Genomic DNA, 16685 nt, shown 5'->3' on the forward strand with positions numbered 1-16685 from the left:
GTGTTGAACGGGGACAGGTTGAGCGGTTAGCCCTGGACCTGGTTGAGGATATTCCGGGCATACCGCGCCTTCTGCGAAGAACCGGTCAGCGTACCCAACCAGGCACGCAACGGCTCATCCACCAGCTGCGCACGGGTGGCAGGGTCGAGAGTCGCCAACGCTTGGCTGAAGGCGCCCAGCAGCTTACCGAGCGAGTTCGCCCCGGTATCCAGGTGCGGTATGAGGCGCGCGAAGAAGCGCACCGCCGCCCGCGCATCCAGCTGGGCGAAGTCGGTCAGGGCGAGCGCCCAACGGTTCAGCATTGCCAGCGGCACAAAGTTCACGAAGCCTGCGGTAGCATCCTCAAGGCTGAGCTGGTCGTCCAGCACGCGGTGCATGATTTCCACGGCGAGGAAACGAATCTCGACGCGCTGCTCCGAGAAGCCCGCGGCAAACACGAACGCGCAGGCGGGACCCCACGCGCCGGGGTGCGCCGCCAACGCCAAATACAGGCTCCGGTCAAAGGCGCTGTGATCCAAGCTGTACCAGTTGCTACTAGCGCAGTAGTACGCCAGCGGTTCTGCCCGCGAGGGGTAGAGCAGGGCGTACTGTCCTTCTTCGTCGTGGTGGGCGGTGGCGAGGCCGCGGAAAGCGTTCAGCTCGGGGGTGGAAGCACCGTGCGCCACCCCGTTCAGCTGAAGGCCCCAGCTTTTCTCCCGCTGGGATACCGTGATGGATTCCAGGTAGGGGTTGATGCGCCCGGTGGCGAGGGTGCCATCGAGGGCGGAGCGGAGCACGCGAATCTGGGTAGGAGCAGAGCGCGGAGCGTCCTCCTGAGCGTTCTTCACGTATTGCTCTTCGAGGCTTTCAAGCAGGGTCAGCGCCTCAGCTCGGCGGCGCTGTGCGTCCTGTCGCTGCTCGTCGGTAGCGTACGGAGGCAGCACCTCCGGCACACGCACACGCAGTAGCGCCGCCGTGAAATCCTGGCGCAGGATGGGGGCTCCATCAGCCAGGTTCTTGGCGTACCGGCGCACCAGGGTATCCGGATGCACCCACCCGCCGAACAGTTCAGGGGTGGCGAGCGGCGTGTAGCTCTGCCTACTCTGCAGCACACCGAGGGAATCCTTGAATCCGGTGCTGAAGAACGTGGCGTGGCGGGAGTACATGGTGTGCAGGTTCGGCACCGTACCGGGGTCTTCCTTCGGGGTCATCTCCGACGCCTTCGGGCGCTCACGCAGCTTCCCGGCGGCGGCAAGAACCGTCAAGTGTGCGCGCATGTCGAACCATGTCAAACCCCAGTGGTTCAGCTTTTTCAGGCAGATAGGAACCAGCTGTTCGAGCAGGTTCGGACTCTGCGCGGTGCCGTCGGCGCTGAGCAGGTAGGCGGTGAGCAGTTCCAGCTCCAGCTCGCACCCGGCGTGCGTTTCGGGTTGGTCTGCTTCGCTGAGAGTGTCGGGGGTAGCGCAGGGCGCGACCTGATGATGCAGGAGCGCACGGGCGCGTTCTTGCACGTCAGATGCGGTCACGGGGCGCACGGGAGTGTCCCAGTACCGGTGGATTACGGCACGGGAGGCGGCAAGCGCCTCCGCGGCGGCGGCCTCAATATCAGCAGCTTCAGTCAGGGCGGTGCTTTCGGTACCGCTCCCCTGGCTATTCTCCGGGCTGTACCCATCTTCGAGGAGCGGCGAGCCCTCTTCCTGAATCTGCGCCACAACCAGCGGATCGAGCTGGGGTCGGTAGTCGCGGTAGAGTTCGCGGGCACGCTCGGCGAACACGATAGCGTCGGCGCCCGCGTTGTCTGCGGCGCCCGCCTGCACCCATTCTTTGAGGTGGTTGAGGGCGGCTGCCTGCACCTGCGCGTGGGTGTGTCTGAGCGCCATGGCTACCGCGTCTTCGCAGGCGGCAGAGTCAAGGGTGCCCGCCCGGTACAGCGCCTGGAGCATGGTCAGGATTTTGAGTGCGTTTGCTTTGGTTCCGGCGCATACGGCGGGTGCCGCGTAGGCGAAGGCGATAGCATCCAGCGCCTGCGGGTTTTTGCTCCAGAGGCGGTGAATATGCTGCACGCCGAGGGTCACACTCGGGCCGATGGGCGAGGAGAAAAGCGTCAGAAATTCGCTCTGACGTGCCGCAATTTCTTCGGCGGTGAGTTTGAGTCCGGTGACCAGGCGTGAGAACCAGCCGACCCGATACGCCGGGAAGTCGCTCATGAGGGAGCTCAGGAGCGCATCAATGAGGCGGTCACGGCTAATCAGCCCGGTTTCGGTGGCTTCGATGAGGGCGCAGGACCAGCCGGGGTTGTTGTCCTTCTGCCCGGGCTTGTAAGAGTCACGCTGGGTGAGGGATACGTCCCGGTTACCTTCGACGGCGAGCATACCCCAGATGAGTTCTTCGCGGAGCTGTTCGTCCTCGCGCAGCAGCGGGAGGATCAGCTCGCGGTCGCAATTGATGAGGGCGGTGTAGTAGTCCTCGTCGTGTTCGAGGCGCGCCCCGCCGTAGAGCTCAGCTAGGCGCATGGCAACGCCTCCGGTGAACCAGCCGAACTCTGCGTAGGCTTTGACGCGGTCCTGTGTGACGGTTCCGGGCGTGTTTTTACCGAGCTGGGAGCCGTATGGGGTGGTGGTGATGTCGAAGTACTGCCAGCGGCGGTAAATCTGTTCGAGGGTACCGCCGACCGCCAGGATGTTGGCGAGGTTGCGGTTGAAGTGCATGATGTCGCTCCAGGTTTTCTGCTGCCTGGTGAGCGGGTAAATGACTTCGCCGGGGAGCGGCTCGGTGATGACACCTTCGGGGAAGGTGTGCGTTTCGGGGCGTTTACTCATGGTGGTCTTTCGGAAGGAAGCTGAGGCGAGCTTTTGAGGCGTCGTCTTTTAGTGCGGTGCGTGGTGTGTCTAACCGGCGGCATGTTCGCGGTAGAGAATGCTGACCGCCAGCGCATGCTTGCAGGGGCCTCGCGTACCGCGGTACTTCAACCACCAGGGGCAGGAGCAGAGGTACCCCTCCACGGCGTACGGGTCGGCGGGCAGCACCACGGTGTACGTGTTCTCACCGCTGCGTACACTGTACTCACCGGTGCCGTGCTCCCCCGCCCCGACCCGCTCAATAGCGCCGGAGTCGGCAAGCTTTTTCGCGCCGACCAGGCGCGGGTGCATGGCGGTCAGCGCCTCCGGATGCACGGGCAGCGGGCGGTGGAAATACTCGCCAGCGTGCGCGTCAAAACCAACCTGGCCGGAGGAAGCCAGCAGGGCGAGGGCGTCGCGGGTTGCCGCCTCATCCAGGCCGGCGCGGGCAGACATGACGGGCACGTCAATGCGCGGCTCGAAGGAAAGCAGCACGCTGAGCATGTCAGCGTTCTGGGCGGTGTTCGGGTTAGACAGCGCCTGCAGCACGGATCCCTCGCCGGAGAACCCGCGTGACTTTTCGGGGCTCAAACCAATGCTCAGGCGTGCGCCGGGCAGGTGCGCCACCCACACGCTGGGCACGGGCGCGTTACCGGCGCTCACGGGCTCACTGTATGCGTCCAGGCGCTGAATGTGGCGGATGAGCGGCTCAAGCACGCGCAGACGCTCGGGGCCCGCCACGCATACGGATCCGGCGGTGGCGCGGGTGGCGAGCCGCAGGGAACGCACGGCACGGGTCGCCCACAGGACCGCCTTGGTGCTGGAGTTACGCGGCAGGGAGTGGATGAAAGTTCGGGCGGCGGCAGCGTCCAGGCTGTGCACCGGGCTCATGCGGGATGAGAGCATCTGCGTTTCTGCAAAGCCCTTGAGCCAGCGGATGGGCAGCGGCACTTTTTCTTCCATGACGGAGCCGTCAAGGGTGGTGGTGAGCAGCCCGTCGTCGCCGACGTTCAGGTGGATGGGCTCCCCTGCCCTGAGGGAGGCGAGCGCGGCACGCAGGGGCGGGTTGACGTCTACGTTGGTGACGCCTACGGCGCTGTGGCTGGCGTCGAGTGCGCTGGAGTCAACGTCGAGGCGCGCGTACACTCCGCAGCAGGCGCTGAAGGATTCGAAGCGTAGGCCTTCGGCGGTGCTGGTGACGACGGGGTCTGCGGCGCGTAGGGCTCCGGCGAGGGAGCTGGGCGGCACGTAGAAGCGGGTGCGGGCGACCCTGGCGACGACCAGTAGTGCGGTGGCGTAGACGTCTGCTCGTTCGAGGAACCCGGAGAAGAAGTACGGGTGGGAGGCGGCACCTTCGGGGGTGCTGCCGCCGCTGGTGGCGAGGCTGAGCGCGCGGGAGTCGGCGCCGTCGATGAGGGCTGACGGGGCGGTGTACGTGTAATCGAGGGTGTAGGCGCTCATGGCTTCTTTGCCTTTCGTATGTGGTGTATACGTCCTATCATGCCGTAAAGATTCGCGTCCCGCTACCGCTTTCGTCATTGCCGTTTGGTGCATAAAAAATCCCCGGCATTCTCGGTTGAGAACTGCCGGGGAGAAGCTCTATTTGGCTCACCCTCGGTGGGGTGGGCGTGGGCTCTGGTAGAGGCTGGCTAGACGACGATCTGGCCGTTGAAGCGCATTGCCAGGCCGTACAGGACCACTGCGATAACCCAGATAACAATCACGGTGACGGTCAGGCGGATCAGGTTCTTAGACGCCATACCGGAGGAGTTCAGGGAGTTGGTCATACCGCCGCCGAACATATCGGAGAGGCCGCCGCCCTGACCGCGGTTGAGCAGCACAAGCATTACTGCGATCACGCTGGTGATGGCGATGATGACCATGAGTACGTTCATGATGACGTCCATGGGGACCTTCCTTCGTTGTCTTCTGGTGGGGTGCCTGGACTGCGGGGCGCAGACAGACGGGTTTAACTATACGCTACAGCCGCCATTCGGTCACGTTGAGGCGGCTTTTTATGCGGCGCGGTTGCTGCGGCGCTGGTATTCGCTGGGGGTCAGTTGCAGGGCTGCGGGGCGGTCGGTGAGCACACGCTGGGCGGTGAGTTCGTCGCCTTCGGTGTCGTAGGCGCGCACATATCCGCCGTCGATGAGGTAGTAGGTGAACTGCTGCGCGGCTGCCCAGTAGGCGCCTCCTTCAGCGTAGAAGCCCTGGTCTACCCAGTCACGCAGGGTGAGGGTCACGGGGATTTCCGGTGAGGAGGTGCGGCTGTAGAGCTGGTCGAGGAATGCTTCTCGGCGGCTCTCGAAGTACTGGTATTCGGGCGAGGGTTCCTGGTATTCTGCGCCGCCCGCGTAGCCGATGTTGCCGCCGTCATTGCCGGGTAGGCGCGGGGCACTCACTTTGCGGTTGCGCAGGTAGCTGTAGAGAATCATGCCGACGAGGGCTGCGATGACCAGGGAAAAACCAAAGCTGAACATGCCGTTAAGTGTACGGGGCGAACCGCGGGGTCGGCGTATTCTGGGTGGGTTTTGCGGTTAGGGGCGAACGCGCCCGGCTCTTACCCTCGCCTCTTATGCCTGATTCCTACTCCCGGCTCATGCACCCGCCTCTTACGCCCGCCGCTAGCTCGGTGGCGGTTAAATGGTTCAGCGCCCGGTCGGGTGGGTACCCGCCGGGCGCTGTAACGCTATGAGACGCTGTGGTGCGTCGGGGTTTTATGCGTCGAAGCGTGCGATTGCTGCGAATTCGTCAGCCTGCAGGGATGCGCCGCCGACGAGCACGCCGTCCACGTCTTCCTTGCCCATGATGGAGGGTGCGGAGGAGGACTTGACGGAGCCGCCGTAGAGAACGCGGACCTTCTCTGCAACGTCTGCGGAGTAGAGCTTAGCGATTTCTGCGCGGATTGCTGCGGACATTTCCTGTGCGTCGTCTGCGGTTGCGACCTTGCCGGTGCCGATTGCCCAGACGGGCTCGTATGCGATGACGAGGGTTTCTGCCTGCTCTGCGGTCAGACCTGCGATGGAGCCGCGCAGCTGCTCGAGGGTGTACTCGACGTGGGTGCCTGCTTCGCGGATTTCGAGGGGCTCACCGACGCAGAGGACGGGGGTCAGGCCGTGCTTGTATGCTACCTGGACCTTTGCCGCGCACAGCTCGTCGCTTTCGTGGTGGTAGGTGCGGCGCTCGGAGTGGCCGACGAGCACGAAGGTTGCGCCGAGCTTGGAGAGGAATGCGCCGGAGATTTCGCCGGTGTATGCGCCGGAGTCGTGGACGGAGAGGTCCTGGCCGCCGTAGAGGATGTCCAGCTTGTCGCCCTCGACGAGGGTCTGCACGGAGCGGATGTCGGTGAAGGGCGGGAAGACGGCTACTTCGGTTGCGGAGAAGTTGAAGTTTGCGTCGTCGAGGGTCCATGCGAGCTTCTGGACGAGGGTGACTGCCTCTGCGTGGTTGAGGTTCATCTTCCAGTTGCCTGCGATGAGGGGCTTACGCGACATAGTTCGCTCCTTAGCTTTCCCGCGCGGTATGCCGGGCGGGGTTGTTGTTCGGAATTTTCCTTTTCTATTTTAGAGGGTTGGCGGCATATTTTCACTGGTTCGGCGCAGTTTTATGCTGTGCCTTGACTATTCTCACCCCGCGTTCATCGGTTTCTTTCGACCCTTGCCGTTTTGCGGGTTCTGTAGCCATTTAAACGGGTGCAGGGGAAGCCTCATGGTGGCTTCCCCTGCGGATGCACTTCCTCGGTTTCTAGAGAATCTACAGCTGCCCGAACCCTTGCGGGTAAATCGGCTCGTAGGTGTTGCGGTTACTGTAGCCGTCGCGGTCAACCACAATCACCCACTGCCCACGCAGATGCTCCACAGCCAGCGAGAAACGCCCCAGATACTTCAAATATTTGCGGATATCCTGCTTCTCCCCCGTCTCCTTAACGTAAAACGCAAGGTCCTTAGCCTTAGTCGTGTACAGGGTGCTCACCAGGATATTTCGGCTCGTATTTTTAGGTTTCTCACCCGCAATAAAATCATCAACAACGTTGGCGCTCAGCACGTTCTTGTCAGCCGAAATAACCCATCCGCGCTTCTCCCTGTACAGGCGAAGAATTTCGGGGTGCAGCACCTTTTCCGGGTCCGTGACCTTAGAAAGAGGCTCCGTATCGCCCGTGTGGTAGAAGTAATTCATCGACGCGAAGTAGTACGCCAAGAACGCGTACAGGCCAGCGCGGTCGTAGTTATCCATTCCGGGCTGTTGAATAGGGTACGGCACGTTCTGCGCAGCCTGCGCCTCGGTGGCAGGAATGAAGCGCCCCTTACGTTCGAATGCCGTATAAACCAGCGGCCCGGAGGAAGGCCCCAAGCTGTGGAGCTCATCGTACTTCTCCGTGGGTTCCAGGCGCACAAATTCCTGGTCACGCTTCTTATCGGCCTGGGACTCCGAGCCCATCTCATTGAACAGTTTAGTGCCCCAGCCAAACGCTATCGCGACGAGGGCGGCACCGGCGAACACGCCAGCTCGTATAAACTTGGCGCGAGAAATCATAGACCTCATGAGTGCTCGTTGCTCGTTGTATCCAGGTCCGCCGTATCCGGGTCCACCAAAGTTATTCGTCATGTTGCTCTCCCTCCCCTAGCTCAAACTATTTTCTGGGATGAATTGGACGGGCCTCCACTCATTCGTGAATTGTGTGCGTAGAGTCCCGTGTATTGCGCCGTCACGGATCAGGCCGCGCGTATCAAAATCGGTGATGGGGTACACCTGGTTTGTGTCTTTGCGGTACACCTGAACTTCGGGAAGAATATCGAACCGCACGTTCCATTCCACAATTTTTAGCGTCTCGTCGATGAGGCGCGGCTGCCCCTCCAGAAGGTTCATGGTCAGAACCTTAGAGGCAGGCGTGATGACCCAGCCTTTACCCTCTTCGTAGAGGTCCTGAATGGCGGGGAAGAACATTTCTTCGCTGATATTGTCGATCCGCAGAACTGCCGGTTCGGAGGCGAGAATCATGTAGTTTTGGCAGGCGTAGTAGTAGCCCAGGTAGGGCCGCAGGTTTGACACCTTGTAAGCATTCGGCGTGTACCTCACGCCCGGGGCAGGTGCCGAGTAGGCGGGGTGGTCCCGGTTTGCGGGTGTGTAGGGCCCAATCACGCCATCGGCTACATACGGGTATGTCCCGGTGTAGTCTTTTTCGTCAAAGAGCATTTGAGTGTTGACGGTCATTCTTTGCCTCCTTGGATTCGATGTTCACTAGTTGCCGTTTTCATAAGCTGCCGAGGTGGTTCTGGGCTGCTCGGGGCGGTTGGGCTCAGCACCTGGGCGTCTTCGCCCGCATGTATTCGCTTGTCTGTATTTGTTTGCCTGTGGAGGTGCGTGCGCTCCCTGTTTCACTCCCCCGCAGTAACCGTATGGGTACCGCCCGGTGAGCACCGGGAACCTGTACATTTCCAGTCTAGTAAAGCTGCCTCTATCCCTCCCAGGTACAGGCCGCACATCTAGGGAATCCACAGCATATAGCCAGGAAACAGCCCCGTCCCTGCCCGCGCAGGATTATCCGGGCATGAGTGGGCATGCAGAAACCCCCGCCGGAACGGTACCGAAATACCGCCCCGACGGGGGTTCCTTACACTAAAACCGTGTACTAAATCTGTGCACCCAGATTAGGCGCCCAGTGCCTCCAGGCCGGGCAGGGTCTTACCCTCAATGTACTCGAGGGAAGCGCCACCACCGGTGGAGATGTGGCCGAACTGCTCGTCCTTGAAGCCCAGGTTACGAACTGCCGAAGCGGAGTCGCCACCACCAATGATGGAGAATGCGTCAGAGTCGACGATAGCCTGTGCAACCGCGCGGGTACCCTCAGCGAAGGGAGCAATCTCGAACACGCCAACGGGGCCGTTCCAGAAGATGGTCTTTGCAGCCTTAATCTTCTCAGCGAAGATTTCGCGGGTCTTGGGGCCAATGTCCAGGCCCTCAGCCTCTGCACCAAGCTTACCGCCGGTCAGATCCTCAATGGGGCGGATCTCGGTGTTAGCGTCAGCGGAGAATGCGTCAGACCAAACAACGTCAACTGCGGTGATGATCTCGGTGCCCTTCTCGGGAGCTTCCTTCAGGTAGCGCAGAACGTTCTCGACCTGGTCCTTCTCCAGCAGCGACTGGCCAACCTCGTAGCCCTGTGCGTAGGCGAAGGTGTAACCCATACCGCCACCGATCAGGATGGTGTCAGCCTTACCGATCAGGTTGTCAATCACGGCGAGCTTATCGGAAACCTTAGCGCCACCCATGACCACAACGAAGGGACGCTCGGGATCGTTCAGGGTCTTAGCCAGAACGTCAACTTCCTTCTTCACCAGGTCACCCAGGTATGCGGGCAGACGCTTAGCAACGTCGTAGACGGAAGCGTGCTTGCGGTGAACCGCGCCGAATGCGTCGTTCACGTATGCGCCGTTCTCGCCGGTCAGTGCAACCAGCTCGTTAGCGAACTCGCCGCGCTCTGCGTCATCCTTGGAGGTCTCGCGTGCGTCGTAGCGGACGTTCTCAACGACCAGAACTTCGCCGTCAGCCAGGGCTGCTGCCTTAGCCTTTGCGTCCTCGCCTACCAGGTCGGTTGCAACCTTCACGGGCACGGATGCCAGCTCAGCCAGGCGTGCAGCTGCCGGTGCGATGGAGTACTGGGGATCTACCTTGCCCTTGGGGCGGCCCAGGTGTGCGGTCACGATAACGCGTGCGCCAGCCTTGGCAAGCTTCTCAATGACGGGCAGGGATGCGCGGACGCGGCCGTCGTCGGTGACAACGCCGTCCTTCAGGGGTACGTTCAGGTCGGAACGGACGAGAACGTGGCGGCCTGCGACGCCTTCTTCGAGCAGTTCGGACAGTGCCTTAGCCATAGGAATTCCTCCTGGATAGGTGGGTTTATATACCGTTTCCATCATACCGAACATTAGGGTGATTGACAGCCTAGTAAATAGCTTTTATATGGTGTTTTTCCGCAGAATATCGCGGATATTCGCACTCTCTATCAGCTATTTTCTTACGGTATTTTTGACCCAAAAAGGGCGACGGAAAATAGTATGTTTATACATTTTGGGGTTTTATTAAGACCCTTTAGACAGAGCCTTGGTACAGCAAACCCCGACTCCCCCGCTTGATGCGGTGGTGCCGGGGTTCACTATGCGTTAGTTACGCGGGGTGACGCTTACACTTGGTGAGCGTCGTAAGCCTATTGGGGCTTAGAGGGATGCCACAACCTTGTTGGTGAACATCACGAGGCGTGCAACGTAGCCGTACTCGTTGTCGTACCAAGCGATAACCTTCACCTGGTCGCCGATGACCTTGGTCAGCGGTGCGTCGAAGACGGTGGAGATGGGCTCACCCTCGATGTCCTTGGACACGATGGGATCCTCGTTGTACTTGATGATGCCCTTCATGGGGCCCTCAGCTGCTGCCTTGACTGCTGCGTTGACTTCCTCAACGGTGACCTCGCGCTCAGCGGTGAAGGTCAGGTCGGTGATGGAGCCGGTGATGGTGGGAACGCGGACTGCGAAGCCGTCCAGCTTACCCTTCAGCTCGGGCAGAACCAGGCCAACAGCTGCTGCTGCACCGGTGGAGGTGGGGACCATGTTCACAGCTGCTGCGCGTGCACGGCGCAGGTCGCGGTGGGGAGCATCCTGCAGACGCTGGTCAGCGGTGTATGCGTGGATGGTGGTCATCAGACCCTGCTTGATGCCGAATGCGTCGTTCAGGACCTTAGCCATCGGAGCAAGGCAGTTGGTGGTGCAGGATGCGTTGGAGACGATGTGGTGGTTAGCTGCATCGTACTGGTCGTCGTTCACACCCATGACAAAGGTGCCGTCAATGTTCTTACCGGGAGCGGAGAGGATAACCTTCTTAGCGCCAGCCTCGATGTGTGCCTTTGCCTTGCTGCCTTCGGTGAAGAAACCGGTGGACTCGAGGACTACGTCAACGCCCAGGTCCTTCCAGGGGAGGTTCTGGGGGTCACGCTCAGCGAGGATCTTGATTTCCTTGCCGTCAACAACCAGCGCGCCTTCCTTGACCTCAACCTCTGCGTTGAAGCGACCCATGATGGAGTCGTACTTGAGCAGGTGTGCCAGGGTCTCAACATCGGTGAGGTCGTTGATTGCGACGATCTCGAAGCCGACGCCCTCGGTCTGAGCTGCGCGGAAGAAGGTGCGGCCGATGCGGCCGAAGCCGTTGATTGCTACGCGTACAGTCACTGGAGTATCTCCTTGTCAGTGCGTTGGTGGCGGGGTACAAATCCGATGCCTTGTGGGCTCTGGTTTAGTCGGATTTGTCCGTGCTCTATGTTGCCCGGTGCGTTCCGCCGTTGTTGGTAATAATCCTACCCTAGTTTGTGTGTGTTTTGGTGTGTTATATCGAGAAATTTTTGTGAGTTGCGCCATAAAAACCGGCAAAAACCCGTTGTTTTCTGTTGGTTTGCGTTGTGTTCATGCTTAGAAAATGTTGCGATACGGTCACGGCAACATAAACACACATGAAACGCACATTTACTAAAAACCGCGCCATATCAAGGCAAAATCTGAGGGTAAAAAATACCCTTTCACCTGCGAATGGGTTTCAATGACGCCCCATGCGCTCGCACGCAGTGCAATTTCTCACGCGAAAACAGACGAGCCCAACGTAAGACACACCACAGCCTTAAACCGGGTTAAATACGCTCCCGGCACACAGTTTTCGTGTCGCGTTTCGTGTCGCCCGCGGCGCATCATACGGGACACCGCATGAGCACCCCCGCGGACACACAGCACAAGCACACAGCACAGGGTCAGCACGGGCACGCCGGGTAGGCGGCGAGTACACGATCCTAATAAACGACCAGCGCCACAGCACCCAGCCCCGAATGAGCCGACAGCACCGGCGGCAACGCACTCACCAAAAACTCCGGCGCCGAAGAAACGGCGGCATCATGAACGAGGGAGCTCTCCCCCAGCATCTGCTGAACCTGCTCATACAGCTGCAGCGCCTGCGCCGCATTGCCCACATGATGCACCGCAACCACCTCACCGCGCGGGGATGCGGCAAGCGAAGAACTAGCGGGGTCGGCGGCAGTAGAGCCCACTGAAGCAGAGCTGAGCGCCGCCGCATGCTGATGCTCGCGGCAGGTCTGTACCGTCACCTCCACCAAGCGTTCCAGGGCGCGCGCCGCAGTGCGGGGGCGCTCCACATACGCCAGCTTGCCCTCGGTGATCGTGCCAATCGGCTTAATCTGGAACATCTGCCCCACCATCGCCAACGCCGGGGAAACACGGCCACCGCGGCGCAACGCATCAAGGGTTGGGATATAGAAGTAGAGCGTGGACTGCTCGCAGACAGACTGAATGTAGTCCACCAGCTGCGCGGGGCTCAATTGTTCCGAGCTCAGATAGTCAGGGCTCGGGTAGTCAGGGCTCCGAACAAAATCAGAGGAAGCAGAGTTCAGCACCTCCAGGGCACGCACCACCGCATGACCGTAGGCACCCGCGACCGTGCGGCTATCCACCACGCTCACACCCTTAGAACCCAGGCGGCTGAGGCGGGCACCGGTGCGTGCCGCCTCCACCGTACCCGAGAGCTCACCGGACAGATGCACCGACACCACATGCGTAAAACCTCGCGACGCCAACTCGTCATACACATCAGCAAACACGCCCGGCGCGGGCCCGGAAGTGCTCACCGTCTGACCCATCACGTGCGCAAGCATAATCGCCTCATCCACCTCAGCGGCGGTCAAATCCTGCAGCTGACAATCCGGCTCACCAGGCGTGCGAATAGTCACCGGCATCGGAACGAGCACAAAATTACCGCGAGCGCTCAGGCGCTGCACGAGCTCCGGGTCGAGGGCGGCGGCGCTATCGGTCACCACGGCAATGCGGTTCTCTGCTTTGTTCTCTCGCTCCATATTCCGGCCCTTCTTCCGGTTCGTCAGTGCGTGATTCGATGACGAACCCTCTCCTAGCGTTCCCTGAACATTATGGCACTCATCACTACCGCAGTACAGCAAAGCCCCGCCGCGCCTCCGGGTTCGTTCCGTTGAACGAACCGAAGCCACAGCGGGGCTTGTACTTTATCTAAAAAGCTTAGATCACGATGTTCACGAGCTTAGGCGCACGCACAATCACCTTGCGGATCTCAGCGTCACCAATCGAACGCTGAACAGCGGCATCCGCCAGAGCCAGCTCCTGAAGCTCCTGCTCGGAAATATCCTTCGCAACCTCCAGACGAGCCTTGACCTTGCCCTTAATCTGCACGATAGCGGTGACGGTGTCATCCACCAGCAGAGCCGGGTCAACCTCGGGGAAGCCCGCGGTCAGAACCGGGGTGTCGTGGCCGAGAGCGTGCCACATGTCCTCAGCGGTGTACGGTGCGTACAGCGACAACAAAATAGCGATAGTCTCAGCAGCCTTACGGACAGCCGGGTCAGCCGCACCAGCACCGGAGTCAATAGCCTTACGGGTAGCGTTCACAAGCTCCATGGTCTTAGCAACAACCACGTTGAACTTGCCGTTATCCAGCAGGCCCTGAACCTCGTGCACGGTACGAGCAATCAGCTTCTGCAACTCCAAGTCACCGGTGGTTGCGTCAACGCCGGGTTCGCTGGTGACGTCCTGAGCCACACGCCATGCGCGAGCCAGGAACTTCTGCGAACCGGACGGGGAAACATCCGCCCAGTCCACGTCATCCTCGGGCGGGGACGCGAAAATCATGGTGGTGCGGATAGCGTCCACACCGAACTTGTCGAGCTGCTCACCCAGGTTCACGCCGTTACCCAGCGACTTGGACATCGCCTTACCGCCGTTGAGCACCTGACCCTGGTTCATGAGCGCCTTGAACGGCTCATCGTGCTTGATCAGGCCCAGGTCGCGAACAACCTTGGTGAAGAAGCGTGCGTACAGCAGGTGCAGAATAGCGTGCTCCACACCGCCAACGTACATATCGACGGCACCCCACTCGCTCATAGCCTGCGGGTTGAAAGGAGCCTTGTCGTAGTTCGGGGAAACGTAACGCAGGAAGTACCAGGAGGAATCCACGAAGGTGTCCATGGTGTCCGAGTCACGGCGAGCCTGCTTGCCACACTCAGGGCAAGGCACAATCGCCCAGTCATCAGCGGCGGCCAGGGGCGACTGGCCCTTAGGAGCCAGCTGCTCACCGCGCAGGTTATCGGGCAGCAGCACCGGCAGCTGATCCTCAGGAACCAGAACCTCGCCACAATCCTCACAGTGAATCACGGGGATGGGGGTACCCCAGAAACGCTGGCGGGACAGCAGCCAGTCACGCAGACGGTAAATGACCTTACCCTCACCGGTGCCGGCAGCCTCAACCAGCTCAATAGCCTTAGCGAGCGCCTCAGCCTTCGGCAGGCCGGTCAGCTCACCGGAGTTGATGAGCACGCCGTCACCAGCTGCGGCAATACCGCTGGTAGCCGGGTCCTCAGCGCTCTCAACGTCCAGGACCTTCACGATGGGCAGGTCGAACTTCAGGGCGAACTCAAGGTCACGCTGGTCGTGCGCGGGCACAGCCATAATCGCGCCGGTACCGTAGTCAGCGAGCACGTAGTCAGAAGCCCAGACGGGCAGCTTCGCGCCGGTCAGCGGGTTAATCGCGTAGCGGCCGGTGAACACGCCGGTCTTCTCGCGGTCGGAGGACTGGCGGTCAATATCGCTCAGTGCCTTAATGTCTTCGCGGTACTGCTCCAGGGCGGCCTTGTGCTCGGGTGCCACGATCTGCTCGGCGAACGCCGCATCCGCAGCAACCACGATGAAGGTTGCGCCGTACAGGGTGTCCGGGCGGGTGGTGAACACGGTGAAGGACTCAGCAGGCTGATCCTCGGTCGCCTCAATCTCGAAGCGCACCTCAGCACCCTCGGAGCGACCGATCCAGTTGCGCTGCATGAGCAGAACACGGTCGGGCCACTTGCCCTCCAGCTGCTCCATGTCATCCAGCAGCTGCTGCGCGTAATCAGTGATCTTGAAGTACCACTGGTTCAGCGACTTCTTAGTCACGGTAGTACCGCAACGCTCACACGCACCGTTGACAACCTGCTCGTTCGCGAGCACGGTCTGGTCCTTGGGGCACCAGTTGACCATGGAGTCCTTGCGGTACGCCAGGCCCTTCTTGTAGAACTGCTCGAACAGCCACTGAGTCCACTTGTAGTACTCGGGGTCCGAGGTGTGCAGGCGGCGGCTCCAGTCAGCGGCAATAGCGTAACGCTTGAAGGACTCAGCCTGAGTCTCAATGTTCTTGTACGTCCACTCCTTGGGGTGAGTGTCGTTCTTAATGGCTGCGTTCTCAGCGGGCAGGCCGAAGGAGTCCCAGCCAATCGGGTGCAGAACATCGTAGCCGCACTGCTTAAAGTAGCGGGCGTTCATGTCACCAATAGCGAATGCCTCCGCGTGACCCATGTGAAGGTCACCGGAGGGGTACGGGAACATATCCAGCACATACTTGCGGCCCTTGGGGGCGTCACCGGTGGGCTGGAAAACCTTCGTTTCGTCCCAGTAGGGGCGCCACTTGGCTTCCATAGCGCGGAAGTCGTACGCATTTTCGTTGCGTTCGGTCTCTACCTGAGCAGACACAGCGATTCCTTAAATAAAGACAGGTTGATAAAAACTTAACCCTCCAAGTGTAACGCGAAACCCGCACCGCGCCAGAGTTGAGACTGTCTCGACTACCAAATGGACGGCACCACCCACCCGACCACCTGCGCAATCACCCGCCCAACCACCGATGCGGCAGTCGGGTTTCAGAGCCCTTTCAGGCTTCTCCCCTAGAATTAAGAACGGGACTTAGCCGTCCCAGTACCCAACCCGCGAAAGGTACCCATGACCTCCACCGTTACCCCGGACTCCCCCAACACCTCAGTTCTTGAGGGCGTGCCCGGCCCGCTCATTCCCGGCACCCGCCACGACGCCCTCATTGGTGACGGCGCGCAGGCGGTCATGACCCGCTACTGGCAGTACGGCAAAGGCATGAACGACGGAACCTTCCCCGAAGGCTCCTACCCCGTGCTGCTCGTGCACGGCTTCCGCGGCGACCACCACGGCCTCGAAATCATCGCGAACTACCTGCTGAAGCTCATCCCGAACGTCAGCATCATCAGCCCCGACCTGCCCGGCTTTGGCCGCTCCGCAGACCTGCCCGAAAACACCCAGGGTGAGGACAGCATCGACGCGTACGTGGCGTGGCTGAACGACTTTGTGGAACACATCAACCCCGCCCGTGAGGATGCACAGCGCCTGCCGCTGCACGTGGTCGGCCACTCCTTCGGTTCCATCGTCACCAGCGCCTTCGCCGCCGCACACCCGAACTCGCTCACGCTGCTCTCGCTCATCAACCCCATCAGCGAACCCGCCCTCGAAGGCAGTCAGCGCGTCGCCTCCCGCCTTGCCTCCCTCTACTACCGCACCGGCGCGGCACTACCCGAAAAAATCGGCTACCCGCTACTGCGTTCACAGCTGATTACCCGCGCCTCCAGCGAAGTCATGATGCGCACCAAAGACAAAGCAATGCGCCGCTTCATCAACGGCCAGCACGCCGCCTACTTCGGCTCCTTCGGCTCCCGCCGCGGAGTGCTCAGCGCCTACGAAGCGTCCATTACGCACACCGCCGCCGAATACGCCGCCGCCATCCGAGTACCCGTGCAGATGCTCGTTGCTGAAGACGACGACCTGGGCACCCCCGAAACAGCTCGCGCCATGTACGCGACGCTGACCTCCCGCGACCTACCCGCTACTTCGACCGGTGCCCGCGAGCGCCTGGACATGATCCCCGAAGTCGGGCACCTCATCCACTACGAAACCCCTCGCCGCGCCGCGGAACTCATCGCCGATTTCGCCGCCGACCACTCAGGGAACGAGAAGTAAGGAACCA

At 60.9% G+C, this 16685-nt stretch carries 12 protein-coding genes; 1 reads left to right on the forward strand and 11 read right to left on the reverse strand.

The window, feature by feature from the left end; translation table 11 throughout:
* Positions 1–26: 26 nt before the first annotated feature.
* From HMPREF2712_RS07460 to leuS, 11 genes are all read right to left on the reverse strand, one after another.
* A complete protein-coding gene (locus tag HMPREF2712_RS07460; RefSeq protein ID WP_070819642.1) occupies positions 27–2798 on the reverse strand; it encodes a DUF6493 family protein in 2772 nt (923 codons plus the stop codon).
* Between the two features lie 69 nt (positions 2799–2867).
* Positions 2868–4277 carry an SWIM zinc finger family protein gene (locus HMPREF2712_RS07465; protein WP_070819643.1) on the reverse strand — a complete coding sequence of 470 codons (1410 nt, stop codon included), beginning with the start codon at positions 4275–4277 and terminating at the stop codon, positions 2868–2870.
* 188 nt (positions 4278–4465) lie between these two features.
* A complete protein-coding gene (secG, locus tag HMPREF2712_RS07470; protein ID WP_005506130.1) occupies positions 4466–4723 on the reverse strand; it encodes a preprotein translocase subunit SecG in 258 nt (85 codons plus the stop codon).
* Positions 4724–4831: 108 nt separating this feature from the next.
* Positions 4832–5296, reverse strand: a complete 465-nt coding sequence (locus HMPREF2712_RS07475) for a hypothetical protein (RefSeq protein WP_044143857.1) — start codon at positions 5294–5296, stop codon at positions 4832–4834.
* 237 nt (positions 5297–5533) lie between these two features.
* The gene (gene tpiA, locus HMPREF2712_RS07480) at positions 5534–6310 is read right to left on the reverse strand and encodes a triose-phosphate isomerase (RefSeq protein WP_070819644.1); all 777 of its coding nucleotides are present in this window, start codon (positions 6308–6310) and stop codon (positions 5534–5536) included.
* A 259-nt stretch (positions 6311–6569) separates the two neighbouring features.
* Positions 6570–7358 carry a DUF6318 family protein gene (locus HMPREF2712_RS07485; RefSeq protein ID WP_246828692.1) on the reverse strand — a complete coding sequence of 263 codons (789 nt, stop codon included), beginning with the start codon at positions 7356–7358 and terminating at the stop codon, positions 6570–6572.
* A gap of 78 nt (positions 7359–7436) precedes the next feature.
* Positions 7437–8027: a DUF6318 family protein gene (locus tag HMPREF2712_RS07490; RefSeq protein ID WP_070819646.1), complete on the reverse strand. Its 591-nt coding sequence runs from the start codon at positions 8025–8027 to the stop codon at positions 7437–7439.
* Positions 8028–8464: 437 nt separating this feature from the next.
* Positions 8465–9688 carry a phosphoglycerate kinase gene (gene pgk / locus HMPREF2712_RS07495; RefSeq protein ID WP_070819647.1) on the reverse strand — a complete coding sequence of 408 codons (1224 nt, stop codon included), beginning with the start codon at positions 9686–9688 and terminating at the stop codon, positions 8465–8467.
* Positions 9689–10030: 342 nt separating this feature from the next.
* Positions 10031–11035, reverse strand: a complete 1005-nt coding sequence (gap, locus tag HMPREF2712_RS07500) for a type I glyceraldehyde-3-phosphate dehydrogenase (RefSeq protein WP_005506148.1) — start codon at positions 11033–11035, stop codon at positions 10031–10033.
* 608 nt (positions 11036–11643) lie between these two features.
* Positions 11644–12717 carry a DegV family protein gene (locus HMPREF2712_RS07505; protein WP_070819648.1) on the reverse strand — a complete coding sequence of 358 codons (1074 nt, stop codon included), beginning with the start codon at positions 12715–12717 and terminating at the stop codon, positions 11644–11646.
* Positions 12718–12895: 178 nt separating this feature from the next.
* A complete protein-coding gene (leuS, locus tag HMPREF2712_RS07510; protein ID WP_210401022.1) occupies positions 12896–15337 on the reverse strand; it encodes a leucine--tRNA ligase in 2442 nt (813 codons plus the stop codon).
* A gap of 300 nt (positions 15338–15637) precedes the next feature.
* Here leuS and HMPREF2712_RS07515 point away from each other — a divergent pair, with 300 nt between their 5' ends.
* A complete protein-coding gene (locus tag HMPREF2712_RS07515) occupies positions 15638–16678 on the forward strand; it encodes an alpha/beta fold hydrolase (RefSeq protein WP_070819650.1) in 1041 nt (346 codons plus the stop codon).
* Positions 16679–16685: the final 7 nt, after the last annotated feature.

It is taken from the genome of Rothia sp. HMSC064F07 (assembly GCF_001837265.1).
GTDB lineage: Bacteria > Actinomycetota > Actinomycetes > Actinomycetales > Micrococcaceae > Rothia > Rothia mucilaginosa.